Below are 25,791 nucleotides of genomic sequence, written 5' to 3' on the forward strand. Positions count from 1 at the left end.
AAAACTTTAGTGCAGGTTGCGGTGCTATCCAGGGGTAATCGGGAGCGAGTATCTACGCGAGGAGGAACACGCTGCTTTCCGCTAGCTGCCTGCGCCGATCTTGATGACGCTCGGAGGGCTAGATTTTAGCAGAGACTGACTACTATTCGCAGGGAAGCATGGGAAAAGGCTTAACGATCAGTGATAGCTTCATCGAACGGTTAGGGTGCGCGGGAAGTGTTCACCTGGCTCAGTGAAGATTGTTATTTGGGGGAGTGCTTCATGAGATTTTCGTTCAACTACGGCGTTCCCGAGAGTTAAAGTGGCCTGAGATTTCTTCGGTACAGTTTTAGGGCTCGAAGAAGCTGGCACCGGATCGACCTCCGACGACGTCTGGCGAGGCACAGGTGGTCTATTGGGGCCCGGTGCAATTGATTAGCCTGCCGTTGACCGTCACTGATGTAGTACACTGATTTCCAAACAGAATTACGCGGGCGATCCTTCATCCTCACATACGCCCGCCTTAATGGATTAGGCAATTACTTCCATGGAAAACTTCTCTCAAACCGCCGCGTTTATCTGGTCTGTGGCGGATCTTCTTCGTGGTGATTTCAAGCAGAGCCAGTATGGGCGTGTGATCCTGCCGTTTACGCTGCTACGCCGTCTGGAGTGTGTGCTGGAGGCCGACAAAGCAGCGGTGCTGGCCGCTCATGAGAAGGTCAAAGGCATGGGGCTGCCTGAAGATGCGGCCGAGAAGATGGTGCTTCGGGCCACCAAGCAGGCGTTCTTTAATACCTCACCGATGACGCTGGCGACCCTTGGCGAGACGGGTATCAAGGATAACCTGGAGAACTACGTGCAGTGTTTCTCTCGTGATGCACGGGAGATCTTTGAATACTTCAAGTTCGACGAATTTATCGGTCAGCTGAATGACGTAAACCTGCTCTTTAAGGTGGTGCAGAAGTTCAAGGATACCGACCTCAGTCCAGAGCACCTTTCCAACCACGAGATGGGACTGGTGTTTGAAGAGCTGATCCGTCGTTTTGCAGAAAGCTCCAATGAGACAGCGGGTGAGCACTTCACCCCGCGCGATATCGTCCACCTCACCACCTCGCTGGTGTTTATGGAGGATGATGAGGCGCTGACCAAAGAGGGGATTATTCGCACCGTGTACGACCCGACTGCGGGTACGGGCGGCTTCCTCTCCAGCGGCATGGAGTATGTGGTTCAGATGAACAACAACGCCGTGATCCGCGCCTACGGTCAGGAGCTGAACCCCGAGTCCTACGCCATCTGCAAGGCGGATATGCTGATCAAGGGACAGGAGGTCAACAACATCAAGCTGGGCAACACCCTCTCCAACGACCAGCTCTATGCCGACAAATTCGACTACATGCTCTCCAATCCGCCGTTCGGTGTGGACTGGAAAAAGGTCGAAACGGATATCAAGGACGAGCACACAATCAAAGGCTACGACGGACGCTTTGGGCCGGGTCTGCCGCGTGTATCCGATGGCTCGCTGCTGTTCCTGATGCACCTGATCAGCAAGCTGCGTGACCGCACGCCGTCCGATGGTGATTCCATCGAAGGCGGCGGCCGTATCGGGATCATCCTCAACGGCTCGCCACTGTTTACCGGCGGCGCAGGCAGCGGCGAGAGCGAGATCCGCCGTTATATTCTGGAAACCGACCTGCTGGAAACCATCGTCGCGCTGCCCACGGATATGTTCTACAACACGGGTATCGCCACCTATATCTGGGTGCTCTCCAACAAGAAGCCCGCCGAGCGCAAAGGCAAGGTGCAGCTGATCAACGGCGTGAACCTCTCCAGCAAGATGCGCAAGTCGTTGGGCTCCAAACGCAAATACCTGACCGAAGCCGATATCCGCACCATCACCCGCGAGTTCGGTGCCTTTGATGACGCCAGCGCCACCGATCCGAGCAACGACCAGCCGCTCACCAAGATCTTCGCGACCACCGACTTCGGTTACCGCCGCCTCACCATCGAGCGCCCGCTGCGCCTGTCGGTGCGAATGGATGATGCACGTCTCGAAACACTGCGCTTTGCGCCCAAACCCTTTAATGCACCGATGCAGTGGATCTGGGAGCAGTTTGGCCAGAAGTGGAATGCCGAGAACTACGGTGAGTTGTTAGCGGTCGAGAAAGAGATCAGGGTAGAGATGAAAGCCAGCTTCCCTGAACTCAAAGAGAAACAGATCAAGGATCTGCTCAGCCCCAAACTCTGGCGCGAGCAGAAAGCACTGCTGGATAGCGCCAAACAACTGCGCGATCAACTGGCACAGCAGATGGGCGAGGGTGGTATCGTCTCTGCTCAGTGCGATGACTTTAACCGGTTTGAAGATGAGCTGAAAAAGGCGCTGAAAGCTACAGGCATCAAGCTGGACGCCAAGCAGAAAAAACAGCTGCTAGACGTCATCAGCTGGAAAAACCCCGATGCAGCACGGGTGATCAAAAAGGTACTGAAAGAGGAAGCCCAGCCGAAGTACGGCGCTTTCGAAGCTACCGTTAACGGTAAACTGGCCGTGGTTGAATATCAGCCCGATGGCGATCTGCGCGATAACGAGAACGTGCCGCTTGATCCATCAAAACGGGTTGAAGCCCTTATCGAAGCGTACTTCGACCGCGAAGTGGCGCCCCATGTGCCCGACGCCTGGATCGATGCCAACAAGCGCGATGATAAGGATGGCGAGATCGGGATCGTTGGCTATGAGATTCCGTTTAATCGCCATTTTTATGTGTATCAGCCGCCGAGGAGTCTTGAAGAGATTGATGCGGATCTTGATGCCGTTAGTCGGGAAATTATGGACCTGCTGGCGGAGGTTCACTCATGACGGTCTTTTTCCGCGATCAGCGCGTTGCGGCTGTGCTCGCTCCGTCACATAGTTCACTATGCTCCGTCGCTGCGCGCAGGCGCGCCTTCTGCTCACGAAACAATCCTCGCCATGAGGAGTTCTTACGATGAATCGATATCTTTCGTACCCTAGCTATAGTGACTCGTCGAATAAACGCATAGGCCAAATTCCTGCTCAATGGCAACTTATTCGCCTCAAACATATGGCTCGAATAAAGAACGGGCAAGACTATAAACATGTAGAAGTCGATGAGACGGCTTCGGGGTATCCAGTAATTGGATCTGGTGGACAATTTACAAAAGCATCGAAATATCTTTATTCAGGCGAATCTATATTACTTGGACGTAAAGGCACTATAGATAAGCCTTTATATATCAACGCTCCTTTTTGGACCGTCGATACGATGTTTTATACAGAGATTCAGAGAAATACATATCCTCGATACTTATACTACTGTGCTTTGACCATCCCGTTTGGTTTCTACTCTACGAGTACAGCTCTGCCAAGCATGACTCAGGAAGATTTGGGATCCAATGTATTTCCCTTCCCCAGCTTTTCTGAGCAGGAGACTATAGCGAAATTCCTCGACCACGAAACCACCAAGATCGACACTCTGATCGAAAAGCAGCAGCAACTGATCAAGCTGCTGAAAGAGAAGCGTCAGGCGGTGATCAGCCATGCCGTCACCAAGGGCCTAAACCCCGATGCGCCGATGAAAGATTCAGGTGTGGAGTGGTTGGGGGAAGTGCCTGAGCATTGGGATGTTGGCTGCATCAAACAGTTCGCTAAAATTGAAAGTGGACACACACCGGATAAGAAAATAGAAGAATATTGGATCGACTGCGATATACCTTGGGTATCCCTTAACGATTCGAAAACCTTAAAGGTCGTAGATTACATAGAAGATACGAAGTATAAAGTTAACCTTCTAGGTATACAGAATTCTTCCGCGCGTTTGTTGCCTTAAAAAGCTGTTGTTTTTACACGAGATGCATCAATAGGTCTAAGTGCAATTACGACAAAGCCTATGGCTGTTTCTCAGCATATTATTGCTTGGCTCTGTCATGAGAATATTTTGCTTCCTGAGTTTTTATTACTTGTTTTTTATGCAATGACTGAAGAATTCGAGCGTTATACATTCGGAGCAACTATAAAGACCATCGGAATGGATGATGTGAAATCACTGCGTGCAGCGATTCCGCCTTTACAAGAACAAAGTAAGATTTCAGATCAGATATTCAAAAGACTTCGCTCGATTGATAAGAGCATAGAAAAGGCAGACGCCTTCGTGTCCCTTCTGCAAGAACGCCGCACCGTCCTAATCTCCGCCGCCGTCACAGGCAAGATAGACGTTCGTAACTTCAAGGCGGGTGATACGGATGCAGCATAGCGGGTACTGGTCGGCAAGCACCGCTTCTGCGCATCCATGCGCTCGTGGTATTAGCCCATCCCTGTATGTCACCGATCTACATAACTGGAAACCTGCATAGCCCTAAGCCAGCAAGGAAGCCGTAGTATGAGCGATATCAAACTCTTCTCCATCGGTGCAGACACTGCCACCGAACTGGCTGGCAGCAGCGCGCTGCTGGAAAAGGATCTACAGAACCAGATCGAAAGCCAGATGGAGACTTTTCTTGGGGTTCGCTTTCTTGCCAGCGAGTACAGCACGGGCAAGACCCATAAGGGGCGCATCGACTCACTGGGGCTGGATGAAAATAACTGCCCGGTGATAATCGAGTATAAGCGGCACAGTAACGAGAATGTGATCAATCAGGGTTTGTTCTATCTCGACTGGCTGCTGGATCATCAGGCTGAGTTTCAGTTGCTGGTGATGAAGCAGCTGGATAAGGACCTGACGGAAGCGATTGAGTGGAGCGGTACGCGGCTGATCTGTATCGCTGCTGACTTCACCCGCTACGATGAACATGCGGTGCAGCAGATCAATCGCAATATCGAGCTGATGCGTTACCGCTACTTTGGCAAGGATCTATTGCTGCTGGAACTGGTGAATGTGCAGACCGCCGACGCAGCATCGACGAAGCCTCATTCGACGCCGCTCGATGGTGCCAAAGCATCCGCCAGCGCGAACAAAAACAAGCCCACTGATAAAACCCATGAAGAGCGCCTGGCTGAATCCTCCGCCGAGCTGCTGAGTCTCTACAACCAGGTGTGCGAGTACGCCAGCGGCCTGGGCGATGAAGTGCAGCGCAAGGATCTAAAGCTCTATACCGCATTCAAACGAATCAAGAACTTCGTGAGCATCGTAGTACAACCTCAGCAAAAAGATCCGCGACTACAACTTTACCTGAGGCTAAACCCGATCGAGGAAAGTCTGGAACCGAATTTCAGCCGCGATGTAACAGAAATCGGCCACTGGGGTGGGGGAGGAAACCTTGAAGTGAACCTCCGCAACGAATCTGAATTAGAAAAAACCTTTGCACTGATCCTAAAGAGCTATCAGGCTAGTTAACGGAATAGACGCGGAGTAGGGACACTTACCCAATGAGTAGCGCAAAAGAAGTCGACTTTCAGAACGATATCATTCAAGAGATGCTGGCCAACGGCTGGTTGCTGGGCGAGCCTGCCGAGTACAACCGCGAACGGGCGCTCTACGAGCCCGACCTGCTTGGTTTTGTACAGGATACCCAGCCTGAGCAGTGGCAGAAGTACTGCAAGCTCTATCCCAACGATCCTGAAAAAGCCTTTCTGGATCGGGTGACCAGCCAGCTCAGTAAAGTCGACCCAAACGCTGCCAATAAAGAGATGCGTACCTTCGGTACCCTCGGTGTGCTGCGCCATGAGCTAAAAGACCGTGGCACCCGTTTCCGTCTTTGCCAGTTCAAACCCGATCACGACCTGAACCCCGATACGCTGGCCCGCTATCAGCAGAACCGCCTGCGCGTGGTGCCGGAGCTGGTCTACAGCCCCTATGCCAGTGCCGAGCATCTGGCACTGACCGGCACGCAGGCCAAGGCGTGGCGAATTGATCTTGTTCTGTTCCTTAATGGTCTGCCGATCGCCACGCTGGAGCTGAAGTCTGAGTTCAAACAGGCGGTCGAGCGGGCGATCAAACAGTACAAAAAGACCCGCCTGCCGAAAGACCCGGCCACCAATAAGCCGGAGCCGCTGCTGACCTTTAAGCGCGGTGCGCTGGTGCACTTTGCCGTGAGTCAGTACGAGGTGTATATGGCAACGCGGCTGGAGGGTGATAACACCTTCTTCCTGCCGTTTAACAAGGGCACGAAGGAGGGCGGCGCCGGCAACGATGTGCCCGAGAATGTGGATGAATACGCCACCGCCTATCTCTGGCAGGAGGTGCTGGCCCCCGACAATATCCTGCGCATTATGGCTCGCTTTGTTCACCTTCAGATCGAAGAGAAAGAGGACTGGCAGGGCAAGAAAACCAAGAAAGAGACGCTGATCTTCCCCCGTTATCATCAGTGGGATGTGGTCACCAAACTGGTCGGTGATGCCCGCGAGAAAGGCCCAGGCCACAAGTACCTGATTCAGCACAGCGCAGGCTCTGGCAAGTCCAACTCCATCGCCTGGACGGCGCATCAACTGGCGTCTCTCTATGAGGCCAACGGCAACAAGCGGTTTAACTCGGTGATTGTCGTCACCGACCGTACGGTGCTGGATGATCAACTGCAGGACACCATCTACCAGTTTGAACATGCCGATGGCGTGGTGGGGCGCATCAACAACAAAGAGGGCGATGGCTCCAAGTCGGAGAAGCTCGCTGCCGCGCTGGAGAGCGCCCAGCCGATTATTATCGTTACCATTCAGACCTTCCCCTTTGTGCTGAAGGCGATCGAGAACAGTGTCAGCCTGAAAGAGCGTAACTACGCGGTAATCGCCGATGAGGCGCACTCCTCGCAATCGGGCTCCACCGCCCGCCAGCTGAAAGAGGTGCTGATGCTGGAGCCTGATGACGACCAGGAGGAGCTGACCTCTGAGGATCTGCTGGATGCAACGCTGGCCGCCCGTAAAGGCAATCAGAACCTGAGCTTCTTTGCCTTTACCGCCACGCCCAAGCCGAAAACCCTGGAACTCTTTGGTCGTCGTCCCGATCCCGACAGCCCTGCATCCAGCAGCAACAAGCCCGAGGCCTGGCATGTCTACAGCATGCGCCAGGCGATTGAGGAAGGCTTTATCCTCGATGTGCTGAAGAACTACACCAGCTACAAGGTGGCCTATAACCTTGCCCAGAAAGTACGCGAGCAGGATGAAGAGGTCGATGCCAAGAAAGCCAAGGTGAAGCTGAACCAGTGGGTGCGCCTGCATGATTACAACATCGCCCAGAAGGTGCAGGTGATTGTTGAGCACTTCAGGGAAAACGTGATGGGCCTTTTGGGTGGTCAGGCCAAGGCGATGGTGGTGACCAGCTCACGTAAGGAAGCGGTGCGTTACAAAAAGGCGTTCGATAAGTACGTCGCTGATAACAAGTACGTGAAGATTCACGCCATGGTGGCGTTCTCCGGCGAAGTTGAGTTCAACGATAACGACCCGAACGTATCGGCGCTGCTGGGTGAGAAATTCACCGAGATCAACATGAACCCGGGCCTGAAAGGCCGCGACATGCGCAAGGCGTTCGATACCGATGATTACCAGGTGATGCTGGTGGCCAACAAGTTCCAGACCGGGTTTGATCAGCCCAAACTCTGCGCCATGTATGTCGATAAGAAGCTCGCAGGCGTTGAGTGCGTACAGACACTGTCACGTTTGAACCGCACCTATCCGGGTAAAGCGGAATCGGGCACCTTTGTACTGGATTTCTTCAACGATCCGCAGGAGATTCTCGACGCTTTCCAGCCGTATTACCAGACGGCTGAACTGACCGACGTTTCTGACCCTAACAAGGTCTACGACCTGTTCGAGAAGCTTAAGGCCCAGGGCATATTCACCTGGAGCGAGGTTGAGCAGTTCACCACCGCATTCTTTGTGCCCAACAAAAGCAACGCGGCGATCAGCAACATCTGCAAACCCGCGGTTGAACGCTGGCAGAAACGCTATGAACTTGCCGTCGATGCCTTTAAAACCGCCAAAGAGATGTTCGAGCGCTGCAAGGCTGCGGGCGATGCGGTGCTGATCGCCAACGCTGAAAACAGCCTCAAGGAGTGCAAGCAGGCAAAAGACGCGCTGGAGATCTTCAAGAAAGACCTCGGCACCTTTGTGCGCTTCTACGAGTTTATGTCCCAGATTGTCGATTACGACGACAAGGAGTTGGAGAAACTCAGCCTCTTCGCACGACACTTACGCCCGATGCTGCGCGAGAAAATCGAAGGTGAAGATGACGTTGACCTCAGCAATGTGATGCTCAGCCATTATCGTCTTTCCAAGATCAGGCAGCAGGATCTGAAGCTCAAAGACGGGCAGGGTGAATACGGCCTGGAACCTGGGAGTGAGATGGGCTCCGCCAAAGCTAAGGACAAGAAAGAGGAATTCCTCTCCACCATTCTCAAGCGCCTGAACGAGCTGTTTATCACCGATAACCTGACCGACGACGACATGCTCAACTACGCACGCACCGTAGCGGACAAAGTAGGGGAGAATGAAAGGGTGATGCATCAGCTCAGGAACAACACGCCTGATCAGGCGTTTCTCGGTGATTTCCCGCAGGCTGTTATCGATGCAGTCATGGATTCAGATGAGGCAAAACGCGAGATGATGATGCAGATACTCAGCAATCCGACCACGGAAAATGGATTTGTTAGAACAATTTTCGACATGCTCATTAAAGAAATAAGGGCTTAAATATCAAACTATTGAACAATAGTAATGAGAATTCACGTTACTAAGAAACTAGCCGAAAAACTAAAAAAATCGGGCTTTGAAATCTCGGATTCGACCGAAGAAAACCCCGCATTACTGGGAGAATGGCACGCCAATATCACCACAATCCAGCACCGCCAGTGCCTGGTGTTTACGCATGACCAAACACGATTCTCAGTGGTGCTGATCGGCGTGACCCAGAAAAAGCTTAAGGAGCTGACGTTCTGGTTCAGCGATATGCTGGGCAATACCATGCTCAAGCTGGGGTATCCCGCAGAGCTGATGGAGCGTGCCGTAAGTTCATTCACTGAGCTCAGCTTTGATACGCAGTGCAGCCGCTCGATCCAGGGTACGTTGAAGAACACGATTCTTGATCTTGAAGCATTCACCTGGGATGGCTGTCACATCATGGATCTGGCGCCGTATTCGGTTTCAGCCAGTCTTTGTGAATGCCCGCGTAGCGTTAAAGGTGCGGTTAAGCGGGAATATCTTATCCCAGCCAACGCGATGCGAAAGCTATTGGAGGATTTGCCAGGTCCGAACGAAACTAGGCATTGATCCGATCCAGAACCAGAATTCCTAAATTTTGAAGTGTTCGCCAGCTTGAAAAGAACGACACTCAGCCCGCGAAACTCAAATCTTCGAAGCTCTCCGCACGGTCATCAGACTCATCCTGATTACCAAAAAGGGTTCTAGCGCCTGAAGGTCATATAATTTCGCCACGATACATACTGGGTACTGCCTGATACGGAGTGGTCAGTGTTCAGCTTCAGATGGGCCGATACTGAGGACTCCAACACGATAGCCAATTTGGGTTGTGTGCCAGGTTGCATAACGTGGCACTTAACCCGCTAAAAACAATTCTTCGCAACTCTCCGCACGGTTTGGTGGCGGAAGCAATCTCATCGTTAATGTGAGAACAGAGCTTCGGGCAGGCACGCGCTGATGACGCTTAAGTTAAGCCAGGTAAACGAGAGCAGGCGAGCCTGGACACAGGCAAACCAGGATGAGATCCGATCCTTAGTGTGAAATTCCAAACGCCAATCCAGATAGGCCGTTCTCAAATACCATATTTAACATAATATACATTATACGAATTTATGTAGTTCGCTATATGGGGCTGTACGGATCAACAAGCGCTTACCAACCTTGGTGCTGTTTTGGCCTGATTTGGGCTCTAAATGGATCAACAGAGACTGCCTTGCTACCTGGTTAGGAAGTCAGTCATAGGAATCGGCAAGATGATCCATCGGTTTCCCTGCGGCAGACTCGTGACGCTCTACCCTTGAGGTGTGCAGGTACTGTGATGTGGTGTCGATGCTGTCGTGACCGGCGTCGGCTTGCACGTGTGACAGCGGTCGTTTGTTGAGGTTGATGTCATGGGATATGCCGGTATGGCGAATGCTGTGTGGTGTCATCTGGCGCATTTCGCGTGCGTCCTGATCGAAGCCGTCCTTTGCTGCGAGCTGGGCGGCTGACTCGATGACCTGGTCGATCTCTTCGCGTAGCTGCCGGATACCCAGGTTCGCGTTTAGCAGACCTGCGTCTCGACCTCGGCCAGCGGCACGGTGGCGCACGAACAGCGGCGTACTTTCGTTGGGGGTTGGCAAAGGATTGAGGCCCAGGTGGCTGCGATAACGCTTCAGCGCTTTGATCAGTGCGTTAGAGACCGCCACGGTGCGCTTTTTGCCGCCTTTACTGCGCGGGATATGAAAGCCCCAGACGCCGGTTTTGCTGTCACGGCGGAACTGGCCCATGACCGGTGAAAAGCCGGGCTTGGCTGCGGCCTCGGAGATGCGCAGATAGCAGCCGTACATAAGGCTGATCAGGAATAGCGTGCGTTCATGCTGCTCAGGGTCGTTGCGGGCGAGCTTTTCGGCGCTGGCGATTACGTAGGACCACTGTAGTTCAGTGAAGGCGCGGACCTCCTCGTCATCTTCATGCATGACAAGGTTTTGCGAAGAGGTTTTGAATCTTCCGTTTTTCATCAACATCATAGCGGGGTTTCTTTCAGTATATTCTTCATAAATCAGGTAGTTGAAGAATGCAGAAAGAATCGCCAGTTTTGTCTTCAGCGCCTTGTCGGTGATGCGGTAAGGCTGCTCCACTCCGTCCAGTTTCTTACCCAAAAAGGGCCGCCAGAGCGGATTTGGAACCCGCTCGTCGGTGTCCTTGTTGAGCATAAACTGAGCAACATTGCGGTAGGCGATCAGCTCCTTGGGCGGTGCGCCGCAGTAGTCGATGTAACGTGTGAGAATACGGCGCGTGATATCCGCCACTGAGATCTGTTCGACCTCAAACGCCCAATACAGAAAGGTGGTGAGTTCACTACGGTAGGTCTTGTAGTTGTTCTCGTTAGTTCGCTGCTCCAGCAGCCAGTCGGTAGCCAGCTCATACACCAGGGTGGCATCGGGCACCTGGCGCAGCGTCAGTGTGGCGAGGTGCTGGTTCACGGTTGGATTGCCGTCTTCAAGGTGCGCGGCAGCATCAAACAGTGGCATGGCAGGAGGCAGGTCGAGCATCGGAATACCGTTGATTTCGAAGGCTAAAATATCGCTAAAACAATAGTTTACAGCATAATGCCGATAAATAGCATTATCGGCATCGAGATCGGTTTTATGGGTTTTTCAGCAGTCTGATAACCAGTCTGTTGATACGCGTTATTGCCGCCCGAGCTCTCAGGTTAGCTCGCGGGTCTGTGCGCATTTCGCTGCGGATGATTCGGTTTGCCGGTTGGGTTTATCGAGTCAATGACGGGAGAACGTCAGCTGCCCTGCTTTTCTCTGGCAAAACCGGGAAGGTGTGGATCTGGATGCACTGATCCGCGTATCAGGCGATACGCGGACCGGGATTTAAAAGTGTTCAGCCTGTCAGAAGGCTTTGCGGATCAGGCTCTTAGTATTTCCACGTAAGAGTGCCCAGCACGCGGCGAGGTTCGCCATAGAGCACCTGCCCCCACTGCGGACTCTCAAAGTACTCCTCATTGGTGAGGTTGTTGATGTTTAAAGCCAGCGAGACGTTATCGGTGAGCTGGTGCTTGGCGAACAGATCCACCAGCGCGTAGCTGTCTTGAACTTCGACACCGTTATAGTAGATCTCATTCTGCCAGCGCACGCCGCCGCCAATCCGAAGGTTTTCCATGCTTGGGACGCGATAGGAAGTGGCTAATTTAAACTGGCGCGTCGGTATATAGGTGCGGGTTTCATGCCCATCCACATCGTCGATCTGTAGCGCGGTAAAACCGGCGCTGAGCTGCAGGTTATCGGTCACCTGCCCTGCCAGTTCGATTTCAAAGCCCTTGCTGTCGTACTCGACACCGCGGTAAATATTGAGGCCGCTGGCTTGATCCACTGATTCCCATTCACCGAAGTTATCCTGGCGTGAGCCAAAGTGTGCCAGCGTTAGTACCAGGCCTGAGTCGAACAGTTCCTGTTTGATGCCGACCTCCCAGCTATCGCCCTCCACGGCGCCAAGCGGCTCCAGCGATGAATCTACCCAGGTCTGTGGCTGGTACACCTTGCTGTAGCTGCCGTACAGCATGGTGCCCGGTAGCGCTGCATAGGTCAGGCCCGCGTAAGGTACGGTTTCATCCACCGACGCATCCTGATCGGCACCATAGCTGATGCCGCTCTGCTCGCTGTCGATGGTGCGCGCGCCCAGCAATACGGCGAGTTTATCGGTCGCCCTGAGGCGGGTTGAGAGGTAGTACGAGGTCTGGTCCTGCTCGATATCGGTGGTTTGGGTGGCCGGGTCGAACAGATCGAACTCTGGCCGCGGCGTGTTGCCTTCGGCCCAGTCGCTTCCCAGCGGGTCGTAATGCCAGGCGCTTGCGTAACGCGAGCTGGCTGTCAGGTCGATATCGGCGTAATTGGCGCCGACCACCAGCTCATGTTCCTGCCCCCAGGCATCGAAGGTGCCGGTGACATACATATCGAACACATCCTGTTTGTCCCGGGCGTCGTAGCGGCTTGCGTCGGCGCTAAGCCCAAGCCCTGTGGTCCGATCCGGAGCGCCGGTGGTGTAAAAGGTATCCCAATCCTTATCCTGCACCGCATGGGTGTAGATCAGTTTTGCCATCCAGCGGTCATTCAAGTCGTGCTCATATTCGACAAAGGATCGCGTCTGTTTGACGTCCTGGTAGGCCCAGTCAGTGGCCGTGTTGGTGGATCTATCAAAGTTGGTCACGCCACCATCGGCGTAAAACAGCGGCAGACCGCCGGAGATATTTCCGTCGCTGTGGCCGTCGTTAATGCTGTGTCCAACGGTCAATCGGCTGGCATCGGTAAGGTCGGCGGTGAGTACGCCGTAAAAGACATTTGTATCCTGTGAGTACCGGTCCATGTAGGAATCGCTGGTCTGCTTCGCCACGACCAGCCGCCCTTTCAGCCTGTTCTCTATCAGCTGGCCGGAAACATCGGCCTCGACCCGCCCGTAATCCCAGCTGCCGGCGGATGCTGCAAAGTGTGCCTGGGTTTCATCGGTGGGGCGTTTACGCACGAAGTTAATGGTGGCTGACGGATTGGCGAGGCCTGTAATCAAACCGGTGGCGCCTTTTACCACTTCAACCTGCTCGTAGATAAAGCTGTCATCGTGGCCCTGATTGAGGCCATAGGAAAACGGCACGCCGACACCGTCATACTGGAAGTTGACGATATCGAAGCCCCGAGCGGTGTAGTAGGTGCGATCGGTTTCAACCCTTTCCACCGTCACGCCCGGGGTATAGCGCAAAACCTCTTCGGCGTTTCGGAGTGAGAAATCATCCATCTGGTCTCTGGAGATGACCGATACGGTCTGCGGTGTCTCATAGATCGACAGGCCAAGCTTGGTGGCAGACTTGGTCTTTTCCGGTTCGCCATAAACAACCAGAGGGCCGAGTAGCGTGAATTCCGATTCAGCGTCCGTATTATCCGGCTCTGCAGTTCCCTCTACCGTCGATTCGGCGCTTGCGCCAGAACTGGCTAGCGCTGCGATAACCAGCGCCAGGGCCTGGTGTTTATAGGCTCTCATTGAACTCTCCCTGTTCTTACGGATGCAAAATGACTGGTCTTACAGTCATGCAGTATCGAAAATATAATGAACGGTAATGCAAATCAATATCGTTCGTGATTATTGTGTCTAGGGAGGTACGGCCTTGAGCGGCTTGCTCAACGGGCGTTTAGTGCAGCGGAGTCCATGACAGTGGAATGCGGAAATCGGCAGCTTGTCAGGCTTTTCTGGCGTCTTTGATCATTACACCCTTCTCGTCCCGTTTAATCTCGAACAGTCCGATGGCGTCGATCAGTTCAGTGAGTTTCTGATAGCCGTAGTTGCGTGGGTCGAAGTCTGGCAGCGCCTTGCTGAGATAGCTGCCGACCGCGCCGAGGTTGGCCCAGTCGCTGTCATCTGAACAGGTGTCGATACCGGTGCGGATCATCTGCAGAAGTTTGGTGTTGCCGCGAAGCTGCTTGGCGCTTTGCTTTAGCGCTGGCCCATCGGGTGCCGACGAGGTGCTTTCTGCGCTGTCGCTGGTGAAAATTTCGGTGTAGATGAAGCGGTCGCAGGCGGCGACAAAGGGCTTGGGCGTTTTCATCTCACCGAAACCATAGACCACCTTCCCCGCCTCTCTTATGCGCGCCGCCAGCCGGGTGAAGTCGCTGTCGCTGGAGACCAGGCAGAAGCCGCTGAACGGGCCGGTATAGAGCAGGTCCATGGCGTCGATAATCATGGCGCTATCGGTGGCGTTCTTGCCGGTGGTGTAACGGAACTGCTGAATGGGCTGAATCGAGTGCTCCAGCAGTACCGCCTTCCAGGAGCCCAGGTTTGGCGTGGTCCAGTCACCGTAGATCCGCTTGACGCTGGCGACACCCAGCTTCGCGACCTCATTCAACAGGCCATCGACGATGCGTGGATTGGCGTTGTCGGCATCGATCAGTACGGCCAGCGTCTGGTTGCTGTCCCTTTCTCTTCTATCCATTGCTTCTATCCATTGCTTCTACCCATAGCTTCTTTCCATCACCTGGCGCCGCTCCTTGAGTCTCTTGTTCTAAATTTCTTGTTTAAGAGCGCATGTTAAAGGTTGCTCCTGGAGTCTAGCTGGTTGAGCGAACCGTTGCCGACGCTCCGTCTATTTATGCCGAAAACCGAGCAACCTCAGAGCATTCAGCGTGACCAGCACCGTGGCCCCGGTATCCGCCATCACCGCCAGCCAGAGGCCGGTAACACCGAATATGGTGGTGATCAGGAACAGACCTTTCAGGCCCAGGGCAATCATCAGGTTCTGGCGGATATTGGCCATGGTGGCGCGTGCCAGGCGTATCTTGGCGGTGACATCATCCACGTAATTGCGCAGCAGTGCGCCATCAGCGGTTTCCATCGCCACATCGGTGCCGCCGCCCATGGCGATACCGACGTGGGCTGAAGCCAGTGCAGGTGCGTCATTGATACCGTCGCCGACCATCATGGTCGGGCCGCGGGAAGCCATCTCCTGCACCGCCTTGACCTTATCCTCCGGCATCAGCCCGGCACGAAACTCCACATCGAGCAAGCCGGCGATCGCAGCGGCCGTGCGCGGGTTATCGCCGGTGAGCATCATTGGGGTGATCCCCAGGGCCTTAAGATTACGGATCGCCAGGATGGCGTCCGGGCGTGGTTCGTCACGCAGCGCAAGAATCCCAAGCAAGCGGGTATCGTCGAACAGCGCCACGACGGTTTTACCCGCTTCTTCCAGGGCTTCGATGCTCGCCTCTGTCTCTGGCTGCAAAATACCCATATCCCGGGCGTATTGTGGTGAGCCCAGGTAGATGCGACGGTTTTCGATCTCTGCGGAAACGCCCTTGCCGGCGATAACGCGGGCGTTCTGAATCGATGGGATATCGAGTCCCTGCTCCGTTGCCCGGGCCACCAGTGCCACCGCCAACGGGTGGCTGGACTCCATCTCCACGGCAGCCGCCAGTTTCAGCAGTTCTGGCTCTGAAATATCGACCGGCTTGAGGTCTGTCAATTGCGGGCGGCCCAGCGTCAGTGTGCCGGTTTTATCAAAGGCGATCTGACGAATGGTTGCGGCGGCTTCTATCACCGATCCACCCTTCATCAGCAGTCCGCTGCGGGTGCCGGCGTACAGCGCCGATGCGATAGATGCGGGCACCGAGATCACCAGCGCGCAGGGGCAGCCGATCAGCAACAGCGCCAGGGCGCGGTAGATCCAGGTATCCCAGAGTCCGCCGAAAAATAGCGGCGGAATCACGGCAACCAGTGTCGCCAGGCCGACAATAGCGGGCATGTAATAGCGACTGAAGCGATCGATAAAGCGCTCCGTCGGCGCGCGACTGGATTCCGCCTCTTCCACCATGCGGATAATCCGCGCGATGGTGTTTTCACCGGCAGGTTTGGTGACTTTTACGCGCAGTGTCGCTTCGGTATTGATCGACGCGGCAAAGACGCTGTCGCCCGGCGCCTTGGCTACCGGCATCGACTCGCCGGTTACCGGGCTTTCATCGACGCCGGAAAAGCCTTCGGTAATCTCACCATCGGTGGGAATGCGGTCGCCGGGGCGTACCTGAACAATCTGGCCGATAGCGAGCTTATCTACATCGATGTCGCGCACGCCATCGGCTGTTTCCAGGCGTGCGGTCTTTGGCAGCAGGCGCCCAAGCGCATGAATGCCCGCCCGGGCGCGGTTGGCCGCGACACCTTCCAGCGCTTCACCCACGGCGAACAGGAATACCACCAGCGCGGCTTCGGCCGTGGCACCGATGATCAGCGCCCCGCCCGCGGCGATGGTCATCAGCATCTCGATGGTGAATGGCATACCAGAGCGCAGTGCGGCAAACGCCTGACGCGCGACCGGAACCAGGCCGGAAAGACAGGCAACACCGAACACCCAGCGCGCGGTTTCCTCACCGGCAACCAGGCGTGTGATCCAGGCGGCTGTCAGCAGCAGGCCGGTAACCATAATCAAGCGGGCCTGAGTGCTGGCGATCCAGCGTTGACGCTTGGGCTCTGCTTCGGAGGATTCGCTGACTGTGCTCTGAGAGTCGTTGCGCACCAGGCTAAAGCCCAGGCCGGATACCGTGCTCTCGATGTTCTCAGCAGTGGTTGTGCCGCCCTGCTCAAGCCGCAGGTTCAGCGTTTCCGACATAGTCGAGACCTGGATATCGCTGACGCCGGGGAGTTTCTCCAGTGCGCCGCGGATCTTGCCGGCACAGCTTCCGCAGTCCATTCCGCTGACTTTCCAGCTGATCTTTTGAGAGAGACTGTCCGTTGCTGTTGCCGCGAAAGGCGTTTCACTGTTGGCCGTGCTGCAGCTGCCTGAGCCGCTGTGTGAACAGCCACAGCTATGGCTTTCGTCAGGCGCGCTCGCTGGCGCATCAATGGCCTGAACGCCGTAGCCAAGCCGGTCGACGGCGGTTTCTATTCTCTCAACGGTAGTTTGCGATTCATCCAGCTTCAGGCGCAGGGTCTCGGTCATCATCGATACCTGAACCTCGCTGACGCCGGGCAGGCGCTCAACGGCACCGCGTACCTTGGCAGCGCAGCCGCCACAGTCCATGCCGCTGACTTTCCATGAGCGCTCTGTTGAGGTCAGGTTTGCTTCGTTCATCAATAACCTCCTCCCGTCCGGGAACCGATATTACTTTCTAGGTTTAATCCTAATAGCTATAGCGGCTAGAGGTTCAAGTGCTGTGTGGGTTGCTTAGCGCGAGTGATTGATCGTTGGGCTGTAGATGAGGAGCTGGTGGGTACGCGCGGCCTCTGTCGCGGCCGCGCTTTGTTTGTTTCGGTCCTGAGTGGCTAGGATGTTGCCGAGTGCGCCGCTCTTTGGCTTAACCAGCTTAGCTGGCGCAGCCTTGCTGGTATTCCAGGGCTTTTTGATAGATGGCGCGGGCGTTCTCAAAACCTCGGCTTTCGAGTCTCGACAGGTAGGATTCGATACCGGTTTTGAGCGGCTCAGACCATTCCGGGTCGTTCATGGGATCTTCGACTTTCCCGAAGGTGTGGCCCGCTGCGACAGCTTCCTCTCGGCCCTGTCTGTCCAGATCCTGAAACACCTCTCCGGCTGTTTTGGACCAGAGCATTCCGCTATTGGCGTCGATAACAGCCTGTAACTCCGGCGAAAGAGCGTTGTATGAGCGCTGACTCATGGTAGCCATTATGGCGCCGGTGTAATAAGGAATCTCTAAATGGTGTGATGTCAGGTCATTAATGCGGAAAACCTTCATCGCCTCCCACGGCAGACTGAGTCCTTCGACGACTCCGCGCTGAACGGCGGCGTAAAGGTCGGGTGCCGGCATGCCCACCGGCTGTGCACCCATATTGCTGAGCATTTCGCCGGCTACTTCGCTGGGTTTACGGACCTGCATGCCCGAAAGATCTGACGGGCTCTGGATTTCGGCCGTGCGTGTATGGATGTAAGCGGGTCCGGTGGTAAACAAAAACAGGGGGTGAGTGTCCTTGTACTCGGCAGCGATGGAGCCATCGTCATACAGCGACTGAAGAATGCAGGCGCCCTGAGTTGCAGAGCTGGAAATACCTGGCAGTTGAACGATTTCTGATAACGGGAAGCGCCCGGCTGTATAGCCCTGCAGCGTGGCTGAAATATCGGTGATCCCCTGCACGGTAGAGTCGTAGGCGGAACTTGATTTAACCAGCGTTTGCGACGGGTAGATCTCAACTTTGAGCTCGCCGCCAGACTGCTCCTCAACGGCTTTTGCCCAGGGTTCGAAGATTTTCATATTGACCTCCGAGCCCTGAGGCCAGAGGTGCGCAAAGCGAAGAGTTGTTTCGGCGTTTGCGGCACAGGCAAATACGCTAAGGATCGCCCCGGCGAGGCAGCTCGTGTGCTTGGGTGTCATGCGTGTGGTCCTTTTCTTATTTTTATCGCGAAAGGTGGTTGAGAACACCTTAATTTCCCGATCCTTATGCATCAAATCGATAGTATCTCTAGTGAAAATAGATTCTGTCTATTCAGGCTTGGTTGAGTGGCCTTGGGTACGTCTAAGGGAGCTCTGCGTGATTCTGCATGGGGAAACGGGTCCGACACTCCTCTCCTCTTGATCGCGCCTGAGTCTAATCTCTATAGTGGCTATAGGTTTTGTTTCACGGCTTAACTTCAGGATTTAGTTTCTGGGTTCCATTTCCGGGTTTCATCTCTAGCGTCAGGTTTTAGATTAGCGATTCCTATCAGGAATCTAAGAGGTTTTATGCTTTCCATCGGCCAGCTTTCAAAGACGACCGGCGTCAAGGTGCCGACCATCCGCTATTACGAGAAGATCGGGCTTCTGCCGGAGCCTGGGCGCAGCGAGGGCAATCAGCGCGTCTATCCCGATTCTGCGGCGGATCGGCTGGCGTTTATCTTTCACTCCCGTTCGCTGGGGTTTTCGCTGGATGCGGTGCGGGATCTGTTGCAGCTGGCCGATCACCCGGATCAGTCCTGCGCTGCGGTGGATGAGATCGCCCGTCATCAGCTGGAGGCCGTAAAGCAGCGCATTGCGCAGCTCAGCCTGCTGCGTGATGAGCTGGAGCGGATGCTGGAGCACTGCGAGATGGAGACTGTGTCGGATTGCCGGGTGATTCAGGTGCTTAGCGATCACTCCAAGTGTGCCCATGAGCACAAACTTGAATCCACTACCCTCGCTGCAACTGAAGATGCCAAGGCAAAGCCTCATGAACATTGATTTCGCTTCTCGCCCGGTCGTCGCGGTGATTGCCGTTGTTATTCACGAGGGGCATGCCCTGCTGGTTCGACGCGCCAATCCGCCGGATGCGGGGCTTTGGGGATTTCCGGGTGGCAAGATCGAACCGGGTGAGCCGCTGATGGATGCGGTGCAGCGCGAACTTTATGAAGAAACGGCCGTTAGTGCCCGGCCGATTCGGGTGTTTAATGCGGTGGATGTGTTCGACCGGGATGAATCAGGGAATCTGAAGTCGCATCATGTGCTGGTGGCGGTTAGCTGTGAGTGGATGAAGGGTGAGCCGCTGGCGGGTGATGATGCCCTGGACGCGCGCTGGGTTCGCCTGGATGAGCTGGCGTGCCAGGATTTGATGTTGAGTGCCGATGTTGAGCGGATCGCGGATCAGGCTGCGTCGCTTGTTTAGGCTAGGGTTTCAGGCGTGATGTGCCGGCTCTTCGGAGCGCTGGTAGTCGGCCACGAACCCCGGAAACAGCTCGATGACGTCACCGGTGATATCAGACTGTACGTAAAGGCAGTGGTGTGGTGCGTCCAGGGCGGATTTACCGATCACTTCGTAATACCTGTCTGAGCGCAGCTGCAGATCGCCCTCCACCGAAAGCAGGCTTGCCTCGATGCGTACCCGATCGCCGATCTCTATCAGGTGCCAGAGGGATAGCGAATCGTTGACCTGGTCATGCTGAGCTAGGTGTGTCTCGGACATGATGGACGCTCTCCGCGAAAGTCACTGGTTCTGCAGAAACTACTACCGCAGTAAAACCGCACTACATTCGCAGTATAAGCGCGAAAAGCGTCCCGGTGCATCAGGTTTGAAGGATGCCAGCGCGCATGGCGATATGGATAATCTCCGCTGATGAGGAGATGTTCAGCTTGCGCATCAGGTTGGCACGGTGGGCGTGAACCGTTTTCGGGCTCAGGTGCATCACCTCCGCGATGCTGTTCACGGTATGGCCCTCGGCGATCATGGAGAAGATCTCCAACTCCCGCGCAGTGAGTTGTGAAAGCTGGTTATCCTCGTAAGCTTCCTCTTTGCAATCAACAAGATGAGAGATTGACTTAGAGTAAAACTTATCACCCTGGGCGATGCTGAATACGGCCTGACGCAATTCTGCCGAGGCGTTTCTCTTGGTGACATAGCCCTGGACACCGGCCTGCGCGGCGCGCTGCGGATAGGGGTTTGAGTCCAGACCGCTCACTACCAGAATGCGGGCATTGTTGTCGTAGCTGCGGATGCGGCGGATCGCTTCGAGGCCACCGGCGGTGGACTGGATCTCTTCCGAATTACTGTCCATCGGCATCGAAAGATCGAGGATCACTACATCGGGGCTCAGGTTGCGGTAGGCTCGTAGCGCGTCAGCACAGTTCTCAGCCTCGGCGATTACCTCGATATCATCGGATCGGGTCAGCAGTTGCTGATATCCGAAGCGTACGATCGAGTGGTCATCTACCAGAAGTACGCGAATTGGGTTGCTCATTGTGCTCTCTTTTGCGGTTGAGCGTGCGGGCTGTCGTCCCGGACGGCCTGAAATGGATTCTAGTCACTGAGTGATCAGCGAATCAATACCCTCGGCACCCTGGTAGCATCCAGAGGTATAAACATCGACCGCGTAAGCCGACGCCAGTTCGGTTCCGGCGATACTGGTTGGCAGAGCGACCAGTTCGTCGCTATAGCCGATCAGAGAGATCCCCTCTTTCTTGCAGTGGCTGAGCACCTTCTCCAGCGCTTTGATCACGGTTAACTGGCGGTCGTTGAACATCGGCCCCTGTACCTGCGAGCGTTTTTTGCTGGAGGTCTGGCGGATCACGTAACCGTCGTCGTCAAGCAGTTGAATAGTGATGCCGACAAGGCGTGCCTCGATCAGGGCGTGCTTGCAGATTTCGAACTGCGACTCTCGATGACAGATCACTACGTCACCGTTTTCCGCCAGCTTGATAATGGCGGAAATCTCTTCCTTTTCACTGCGTATATCGATCTGATGTTCCATAATTATCAATCCGATATGAGACACATGTTAAGTAGAATGTAAGCTTCAGGCTGGCTTCTGCAGCTGCTGTCGGAGCATGGCGTTTTCGCGGTTGAGCTCGTCGTTGCGGTTGCGTAGCCGCGCAAGCTCCTCATCCTGGATGCTGAGGCGAACCCGCGCTTCGATCAGGGCTTCACCACCCTGTCCGCCGCTATGCATCTGCTCACTCTGTTTCAGCTTGGCCCTGACCTCATCCAGCTGCTGGGTGAGCCGGTAGGTCTGCTCATCTGTCTTAAGCAGCTTGTGTTCCAGTTCATGCTTCTCGTTGGCCAGCGCCTCGCAGCGATCCAGCAATCGGCCGTTCTGCGACTGCAGATCCTTGAGGGCCTGGTGCCCGCCGTGCTCGGTGCGTTCAATTTCGCCACGCAGTTCCGATTCGCGCTGCAGCAACTGCTGGCGTTGCTCCTCAAAACGGTTTTCCGCATAGGCCAGGGCGCGGTCCCACAGCTGGTTGGCGATGTTAAGCACCGGCTCCGGCAGCTCGGGATGCTGCTGCTGGCGGGTGATGCGCTCACCCAGGGTTTTCCACCAATCGTTGAGCGCTTTGTTGATGGTCGTTAAACTGCCGCTCCCAATTTGCTCGCGTACCGCCTGCTGAGTGGGGCGGATGCCCTGTTCGAGCAGCATATCGGCAGCGGTGAAGACCTTTTCTCTGGTGCCGACCGTCTGTGTCATAAATACACCATACGTATTAAATGATATGTACTATGCAGCGATATTAGCAGTTTTGGCGACACTTCCAACCCTTATTTGGTCAGATTTTGATCTCAATGCAGATAATTGGAGGGTCTGAGGGGAATCGATGGGAGGTTGTTTGTGCGGAGGTTTCGGGAAGTAGCTTCTGCTACTTCCCATAGCTGGGTCAGGCTTAGCGGGTTTCAGCGGATACTTTTAGTCGTTCTCTGCCTCTTTCAAAAGAGTGACGGTTGCGGTGCGTCCAGCAACCAGCTTTAGGTTCTCCGGAGTCTCGTCGATGGCGATACGCACAGGAATGCGCTGTGCCAGGCGAATCCAGCTGAAGGTGGGATTTACATTAGAAAGCAGCGTGCCGGTTTCCGTGCTGCGTTCACTGTCGTTGATGGCGGCTGATATCCCCTCCACATGGCCGTAGATCGGCTGATCCTCGCCCATGACCCGGATGATTGCCTTGTCCCCGGTCTTGATCTGGGCCAGCTTGGTTTCTTCAAAGTAACCGGCCATGTAGTAGCTGTGGCTGTCTACCAGGGACATCACCGGCTGGCCCGCGGTGGCATAGGCGCCGGGTCGCAGGGAGAAGTTGGTGACGGTGCCGTCCACCGGTGCGTAGAGGTCCGCACGCTCCAGGTTGATCCGGGCCAGGTCGCGGTCTGCAACGGCCTGATCCAGGTCCGCTTTCGCGTCACCGAGGGCGTCATGGGCCTCGTCCCGCTCCTGCGCCGATACGGCGTTGCTGAGTTTCTGGTAGCGGTTGTTCTCCCGTTGCGCCGACTGCATTCGCACCCGGGCTTTTGCAACCACCGCCTCGGCCCGCGCCAAAGCGTTACTGAGGCGTTCCTTGTCGAGGCTCAAAAGCAGATCGCCCTGCTCTACTCTCTCGTTGTCACGCACATAGATCTTATCCACCTTGCCGGAAACATCGGTGGCCAGCGGTACCACATCCGCACGGATCTTGCCGTCGCGGGTCTGGGGTGCATAGGTGTAGTACTGGTAAAGCTGCCAGAGCACCAGCACGGCGCCGAGCGCGGCGATAAAGGTCAGTACGGGGCGCAGGTATAGGGTCAGGTGTTTGTTCATGATTAGCTCAGCGGAGTGGTAAAGAGTTTCAGGGCGTAAAAAAATACCCCTGTCAGCAGCAGAAACAGGGAAGTGTCGAAGAGCGGTCGCTGTGCGATAAGGCGATATACTCCAACCCGCTCAAACAGCCGGGATAGCCCCAGGCGGACAAAAAAGGCCGCGACCAGGCACAGCAGCAGCGGTGATACAAAGACACCATCAATGTTTATTTCACCGATCATGGACGGGGCTCCAGGCAGGCGCTGCGGGGAAAAGCCCAAGGCGCAATTGGGTCAAAAGGCGCAAGATACCGAACTCCTCGCGGTGCCAGGCCTGCTCTAGGCACAGATCCAGCTGCTGCAGGGCTTCATCGGATGGCGACTGATGAGACTGGCTCAGCGAGTCGATCAGCCGCATCAGCGCACTGTCCCGGTTGCCGCCAGCCAGCTTGCGCAGACGGGCAAGGCCGGTCAGGGTGCTGAGCCGGTGCAGAAGCTGTTGGCTTTCATGTTGTTTTCCCAGCGCTGTCAGGCGGCTGCCCTGGGCGGCGATACGATCCAGCGCAGTTGCCTGGAAGCCATCGATGCGGGCCTCGGAGCTCAGGTGTCCGAGACGGGAAAGATCCCGGGCCTCATGGCGCTCGAGACGCTTCACTACCTGCTGGGTGCCCCAGTTTCTTGACAGTGCTGAGCAGAGAAAGGCCACGTAAACGCCGACCAGCGTGCCCACGACGCTTTCCAGGTAGAACCCCACATCGTAGGGCACGTAATGGCCCTGAAAATTCACCCCGCTCAGTGCCAGTGCAAGCACCAGGGTGGCCAGCGGATTACGGGTGACCCAAAGCCCGAGCGGCAGGAAAAACAGGGCCATCACCACCAAAAAGCCTAAATAATCGGAGGCCAACGGCAGCAAGGCATAGCTCAGCACCGCGCCAATAATCATCGAGATAAACGCAAAGCGGCCAAAATTACCGATGGTTTTGCCTGGGTCATCGGTATTGCCAAAAAAGCCGATGCCGATGATACCCAGCAGCACCATGTTGGCCCCCTGCTGCCAGCCTGTGATGTACCAAAGCGCGCAGAGCGAAATATAAGTGGCTGCAATGCCCGTAAACATCTGGAACGCCAGATCCCACTCCAGCGGTGGCTTAAAGGGTTTGGCGGCCATCATCTGGTCGCGAAGCTCTGGCTGCAGCTGTGCTTCACCATCGATAAAGCGGTCGAAATGCTGGATTTCAGCCCAGAGTGGCAGCCAGTCATTGATATGCTCCACCAGGTCATTGACCACCAGGCTATCCCAGTGTGAAAGCCGGGCACTGTCCGGCAGCATAACGGTGGCGTTGGCGGGAGTGTTCTGCCCCTCGCCTGCCTGGCGGCGCACCTCATCCAGATAGGGCGAGAGAGTCGCTTTCAGCTCTGGCGTCATGTTGCCAATACTGCTGCTGATGGTGGCAAGAAGCGGCACCAGTTTCAGTAGACGTTGTTGTATCGCCACAGCTGCCTGGCGCGTGGGCTTATCCACGTCGCGGTCATACTTCAGCGTGGTGACCAGCTGCGACATCGATGCAATATCGTTCAGCGTCGCCATACGGTCCTTGTCCGCCTTGGCTGCGATAAGTTCGCCGTTGATACTGTCTTCCTGCCAGCGCTCGATATCGGTCAGCCAGCCCTTAAGCCGCTGCCGCAGACTCGCAGCCTGCGACGAGGGAAACAGCAGGCTGTCGATGAACCCGACGCTGATAATACCGATGCAGATCTCGGTAAGCCGGTTGACGACGATATTGAACATATTGCCTGGTTGGTTCAGGTAGGCGATCGCCACCAGCATCAGAGTCACTGCGCTGAGCTGAAAAAAGTAGGAGCGCGGTGTTCGATCGAGAAAGCTGAGCGACAGCATGATGGCGGCGATGAGCCCTGAAGCCGCCACAAGTAGCATCGGGATATTGATGAACACGGCTGCCAAGGTCAGGGTGACGACGCCAGCGAAGAGCGTTCCGCAGAATCGATAGACCGACCGTGCTCGCAGAGCGCCACTGACCGGGTTGCTCAGTACGCAGCAGGTCACCATGGCCCAGTAAGGATTCAACTGCCCAAGGCTTTCTGCCACGGAGAACGCGAGCATGGCGGAGAGGAACAGCTTCACCGCGTAAATGATCTGTGAACGATTAAAACTCATACTTTTTCTTTTTTACGTTGCAGAAAGGCGACCGCCCTTTCCTCAAAAAGACGCACGGTACGTACAGCCTGCTCGATCTCTTCCTGGGAGACTCCCTGCATCAGCTCATGCCTCAACTGATCGGCGGCATCCTCCACTTTTTTTGCCAGCCTCTCTCCCTCGGGAAGGATAAACAGTGTGCGTGCCCGTCTGTCGCCCGGTAATTCTCTGCGTTCCAACAGCTTCGCCTGGGTGGCCTGGTCCAGCAGTCGAACGAGGGCGCCGGGATTGATCCCTATCTCTTCAGCCAGTGCTTTCTGAGTAATGCCCTGCGAGTTGCGATAAACCGCCACCACCATAGCGGCGAGGGTGATCGAAATATCCTCGTCGGCGAGAGCCTCGGTGGCGGCCTGCTTCCAGACCCGGCGTGCAGGTTGAAGACAGTTGGTGAGATCGTAAAGGGCTTGGCTTTTTGAAGGCATAAGAGGAAACCACTCGGGATTAGCTGGCTAATACGACAGGTAGTTTAAATTGCAATCGTTGCCTTTGCAATTATCTGGAGGGTTTAAGC

20 protein-coding genes and 1 pseudogene are annotated in these 25,791 nt (G+C 55.3%); 8 read left to right on the forward strand and 13 right to left on the reverse strand.

The genetic code is table 11. The annotated features are described in order from the left end of the window. Positions 1-526 precede the first annotated feature (526 nt). From C4S72_RS03890 to C4S72_RS03910, 6 genes and pseudogenes are all read left to right on the forward strand, one after another. Positions 527-2,830: a type I restriction-modification system subunit M gene (locus tag C4S72_RS03890; RefSeq protein ID WP_104001735.1), complete on the forward strand. Its 2,304-nt coding sequence runs from the start codon at positions 527-529 to the stop codon at positions 2,828-2,830. Between the two features lie 127 nt (positions 2,831-2,957). After that, positions 2,958-3,818, forward strand: a complete 861-nt coding sequence (locus C4S72_RS03895; protein ID WP_200826661.1) for a restriction endonuclease subunit S — start codon at positions 2,958-2,960, stop codon at positions 3,816-3,818. A gap of 15 nt (positions 3,819-3,833) precedes the next feature. Next, positions 3,834-4,241, forward strand: a pseudogene (locus C4S72_RS25880) (restriction endonuclease subunit S); the annotation flags it as partial. Positions 4,242-4,367: 126 nt separating this feature from the next. Continuing rightward, complete coding sequence (locus tag C4S72_RS03900) at positions 4,368-5,321, forward strand: DUF5655 domain-containing protein (protein ID WP_104001736.1); 954 nt, start codon at positions 4,368-4,370, stop codon at positions 5,319-5,321. Positions 5,322-5,353: 32 nt separating this feature from the next. Then, positions 5,354-8,605 (forward strand): type I restriction endonuclease subunit R, encoded by a 3,252-nt coding sequence (locus C4S72_RS03905; RefSeq protein ID WP_104001737.1) that lies wholly within the window; start codon positions 5,354-5,356, stop codon positions 8,603-8,605. 24 nt (positions 8,606-8,629) lie between these two features. Beyond that, positions 8,630-9,181: a DUF6933 domain-containing protein gene (locus tag C4S72_RS03910; RefSeq protein WP_104001738.1), complete on the forward strand. Its 552-nt coding sequence runs from the start codon at positions 8,630-8,632 to the stop codon at positions 9,179-9,181. 662 nt (positions 9,182-9,843) lie between these two features. Here C4S72_RS03910 and C4S72_RS03915 read toward each other — a convergent pair. The 5 genes from C4S72_RS03915 to C4S72_RS03935 all read right to left on the reverse strand — a co-directional run bounded on the left by C4S72_RS03915 (position 9,844) and on the right by C4S72_RS03935 (position 18,453). Beyond that, a complete protein-coding gene (locus C4S72_RS03915) occupies positions 9,844-11,145 on the reverse strand; it encodes a tyrosine-type recombinase/integrase (protein ID WP_104001739.1) in 1,302 nt (433 codons plus the stop codon). A 373-nt stretch (positions 11,146-11,518) separates the two neighbouring features. Beyond that, complete coding sequence (locus tag C4S72_RS03920) at positions 11,519-13,630, reverse strand: TonB-dependent siderophore receptor (RefSeq protein WP_104001740.1); 2,112 nt, start codon at positions 13,628-13,630, stop codon at positions 11,519-11,521. A 196-nt stretch (positions 13,631-13,826) separates the two neighbouring features. Beyond that, positions 13,827-14,576, reverse strand: a complete 750-nt coding sequence (locus tag C4S72_RS03925; protein ID WP_104001741.1) for an NYN domain-containing protein — start codon at positions 14,574-14,576, stop codon at positions 13,827-13,829. Positions 14,577-14,726: 150 nt separating this feature from the next. Beyond that, a complete protein-coding gene (locus tag C4S72_RS03930) occupies positions 14,727-17,201 on the reverse strand; it encodes a heavy metal translocating P-type ATPase (RefSeq protein WP_104001742.1) in 2,475 nt (824 codons plus the stop codon). 232 nt (positions 17,202-17,433) lie between these two features. After that, positions 17,434-18,453 carry a TRAP transporter substrate-binding protein gene (locus C4S72_RS03935; RefSeq protein ID WP_104003043.1) on the reverse strand — a complete coding sequence of 340 codons (1,020 nt, stop codon included), beginning with the start codon at positions 18,451-18,453 and terminating at the stop codon, positions 17,434-17,436. Between the two features lie 348 nt (positions 18,454-18,801). Here C4S72_RS03935 and C4S72_RS03940 point away from each other — a divergent pair, with 348 nt between their 5' ends. Both C4S72_RS03940 and C4S72_RS03945 read left to right on the forward strand, forming a co-directional pair. Then, positions 18,802-19,275 carry a MerR family transcriptional regulator gene (locus tag C4S72_RS03940; RefSeq protein WP_104001743.1) on the forward strand — a complete coding sequence of 158 codons (474 nt, stop codon included), beginning with the start codon at positions 18,802-18,804 and terminating at the stop codon, positions 19,273-19,275. Next, positions 19,265-19,696 (forward strand): NUDIX hydrolase, encoded by a 432-nt coding sequence (locus C4S72_RS03945; RefSeq protein ID WP_200826662.1) that lies wholly within the window; start codon positions 19,265-19,267, stop codon positions 19,694-19,696. The genes C4S72_RS03940 and C4S72_RS03945 overlap by 11 nt, the downstream gene beginning before the upstream one ends. A 9-nt stretch (positions 19,697-19,705) precedes the next feature. Here C4S72_RS03945 and C4S72_RS03950 read toward each other — a convergent pair whose 3' ends face one another. The 8 genes from C4S72_RS03950 to C4S72_RS03985 all read right to left on the reverse strand — a co-directional run bounded on the left by C4S72_RS03950 (position 19,706) and on the right by C4S72_RS03985 (position 25,702). Next, on the reverse strand, positions 19,706-19,993 hold the full coding sequence (locus C4S72_RS03950; RefSeq protein WP_104001745.1) for a hypothetical protein: 288 nt from the start codon (positions 19,991-19,993) through the stop codon (positions 19,706-19,708). Between the two features lie 100 nt (positions 19,994-20,093). Further along, complete coding sequence (locus C4S72_RS03955; RefSeq protein ID WP_104001746.1) at positions 20,094-20,765, reverse strand: response regulator; 672 nt, start codon at positions 20,763-20,765, stop codon at positions 20,094-20,096. A gap of 63 nt (positions 20,766-20,828) precedes the next feature. Beyond that, positions 20,829-21,275 carry a response regulator gene (locus tag C4S72_RS03960; protein ID WP_235009041.1) on the reverse strand — a complete coding sequence of 149 codons (447 nt, stop codon included), beginning with the start codon at positions 21,273-21,275 and terminating at the stop codon, positions 20,829-20,831. A 45-nt stretch (positions 21,276-21,320) separates the two neighbouring features. Continuing rightward, complete coding sequence (locus C4S72_RS03965) at positions 21,321-21,989, reverse strand: DNA-binding protein (protein ID WP_104001747.1); 669 nt, start codon at positions 21,987-21,989, stop codon at positions 21,321-21,323. A 216-nt stretch (positions 21,990-22,205) separates the two neighbouring features. Next, positions 22,206-23,087, reverse strand: a complete 882-nt coding sequence (locus C4S72_RS03970) for an efflux RND transporter periplasmic adaptor subunit (RefSeq protein ID WP_104001748.1) — start codon at positions 23,085-23,087, stop codon at positions 22,206-22,208. A 2-nt stretch (positions 23,088-23,089) separates the two neighbouring features. After that, positions 23,090-23,308 carry a DUF1656 domain-containing protein gene (locus C4S72_RS03975; RefSeq protein WP_104001749.1) on the reverse strand — a complete coding sequence of 73 codons (219 nt, stop codon included), beginning with the start codon at positions 23,306-23,308 and terminating at the stop codon, positions 23,090-23,092. Then, positions 23,298-25,241, reverse strand: a complete 1,944-nt coding sequence (locus tag C4S72_RS03980; RefSeq protein WP_104001750.1) for an FUSC family protein — start codon at positions 25,239-25,241, stop codon at positions 23,298-23,300. Before C4S72_RS03980 ends, C4S72_RS03975 begins: the two co-directional genes overlap by 11 nt. Next, positions 25,238-25,702, reverse strand: coding sequence for a MarR family winged helix-turn-helix transcriptional regulator (locus tag C4S72_RS03985; RefSeq protein ID WP_104001751.1), 465 nt, complete (start codon positions 25,700-25,702; stop codon positions 25,238-25,240). The genes C4S72_RS03980 and C4S72_RS03985 overlap by 4 nt, the downstream gene beginning before the upstream one ends. Between the last annotated feature and the right edge of the window lie 89 nt (positions 25,703-25,791).

It is taken from the genome of Marinobacterium lutimaris, from assembly GCF_900108065.1.
GTDB lineage: Bacteria > Pseudomonadota > Gammaproteobacteria > Pseudomonadales > Balneatricaceae > Marinobacterium_D > Marinobacterium_D lutimaris.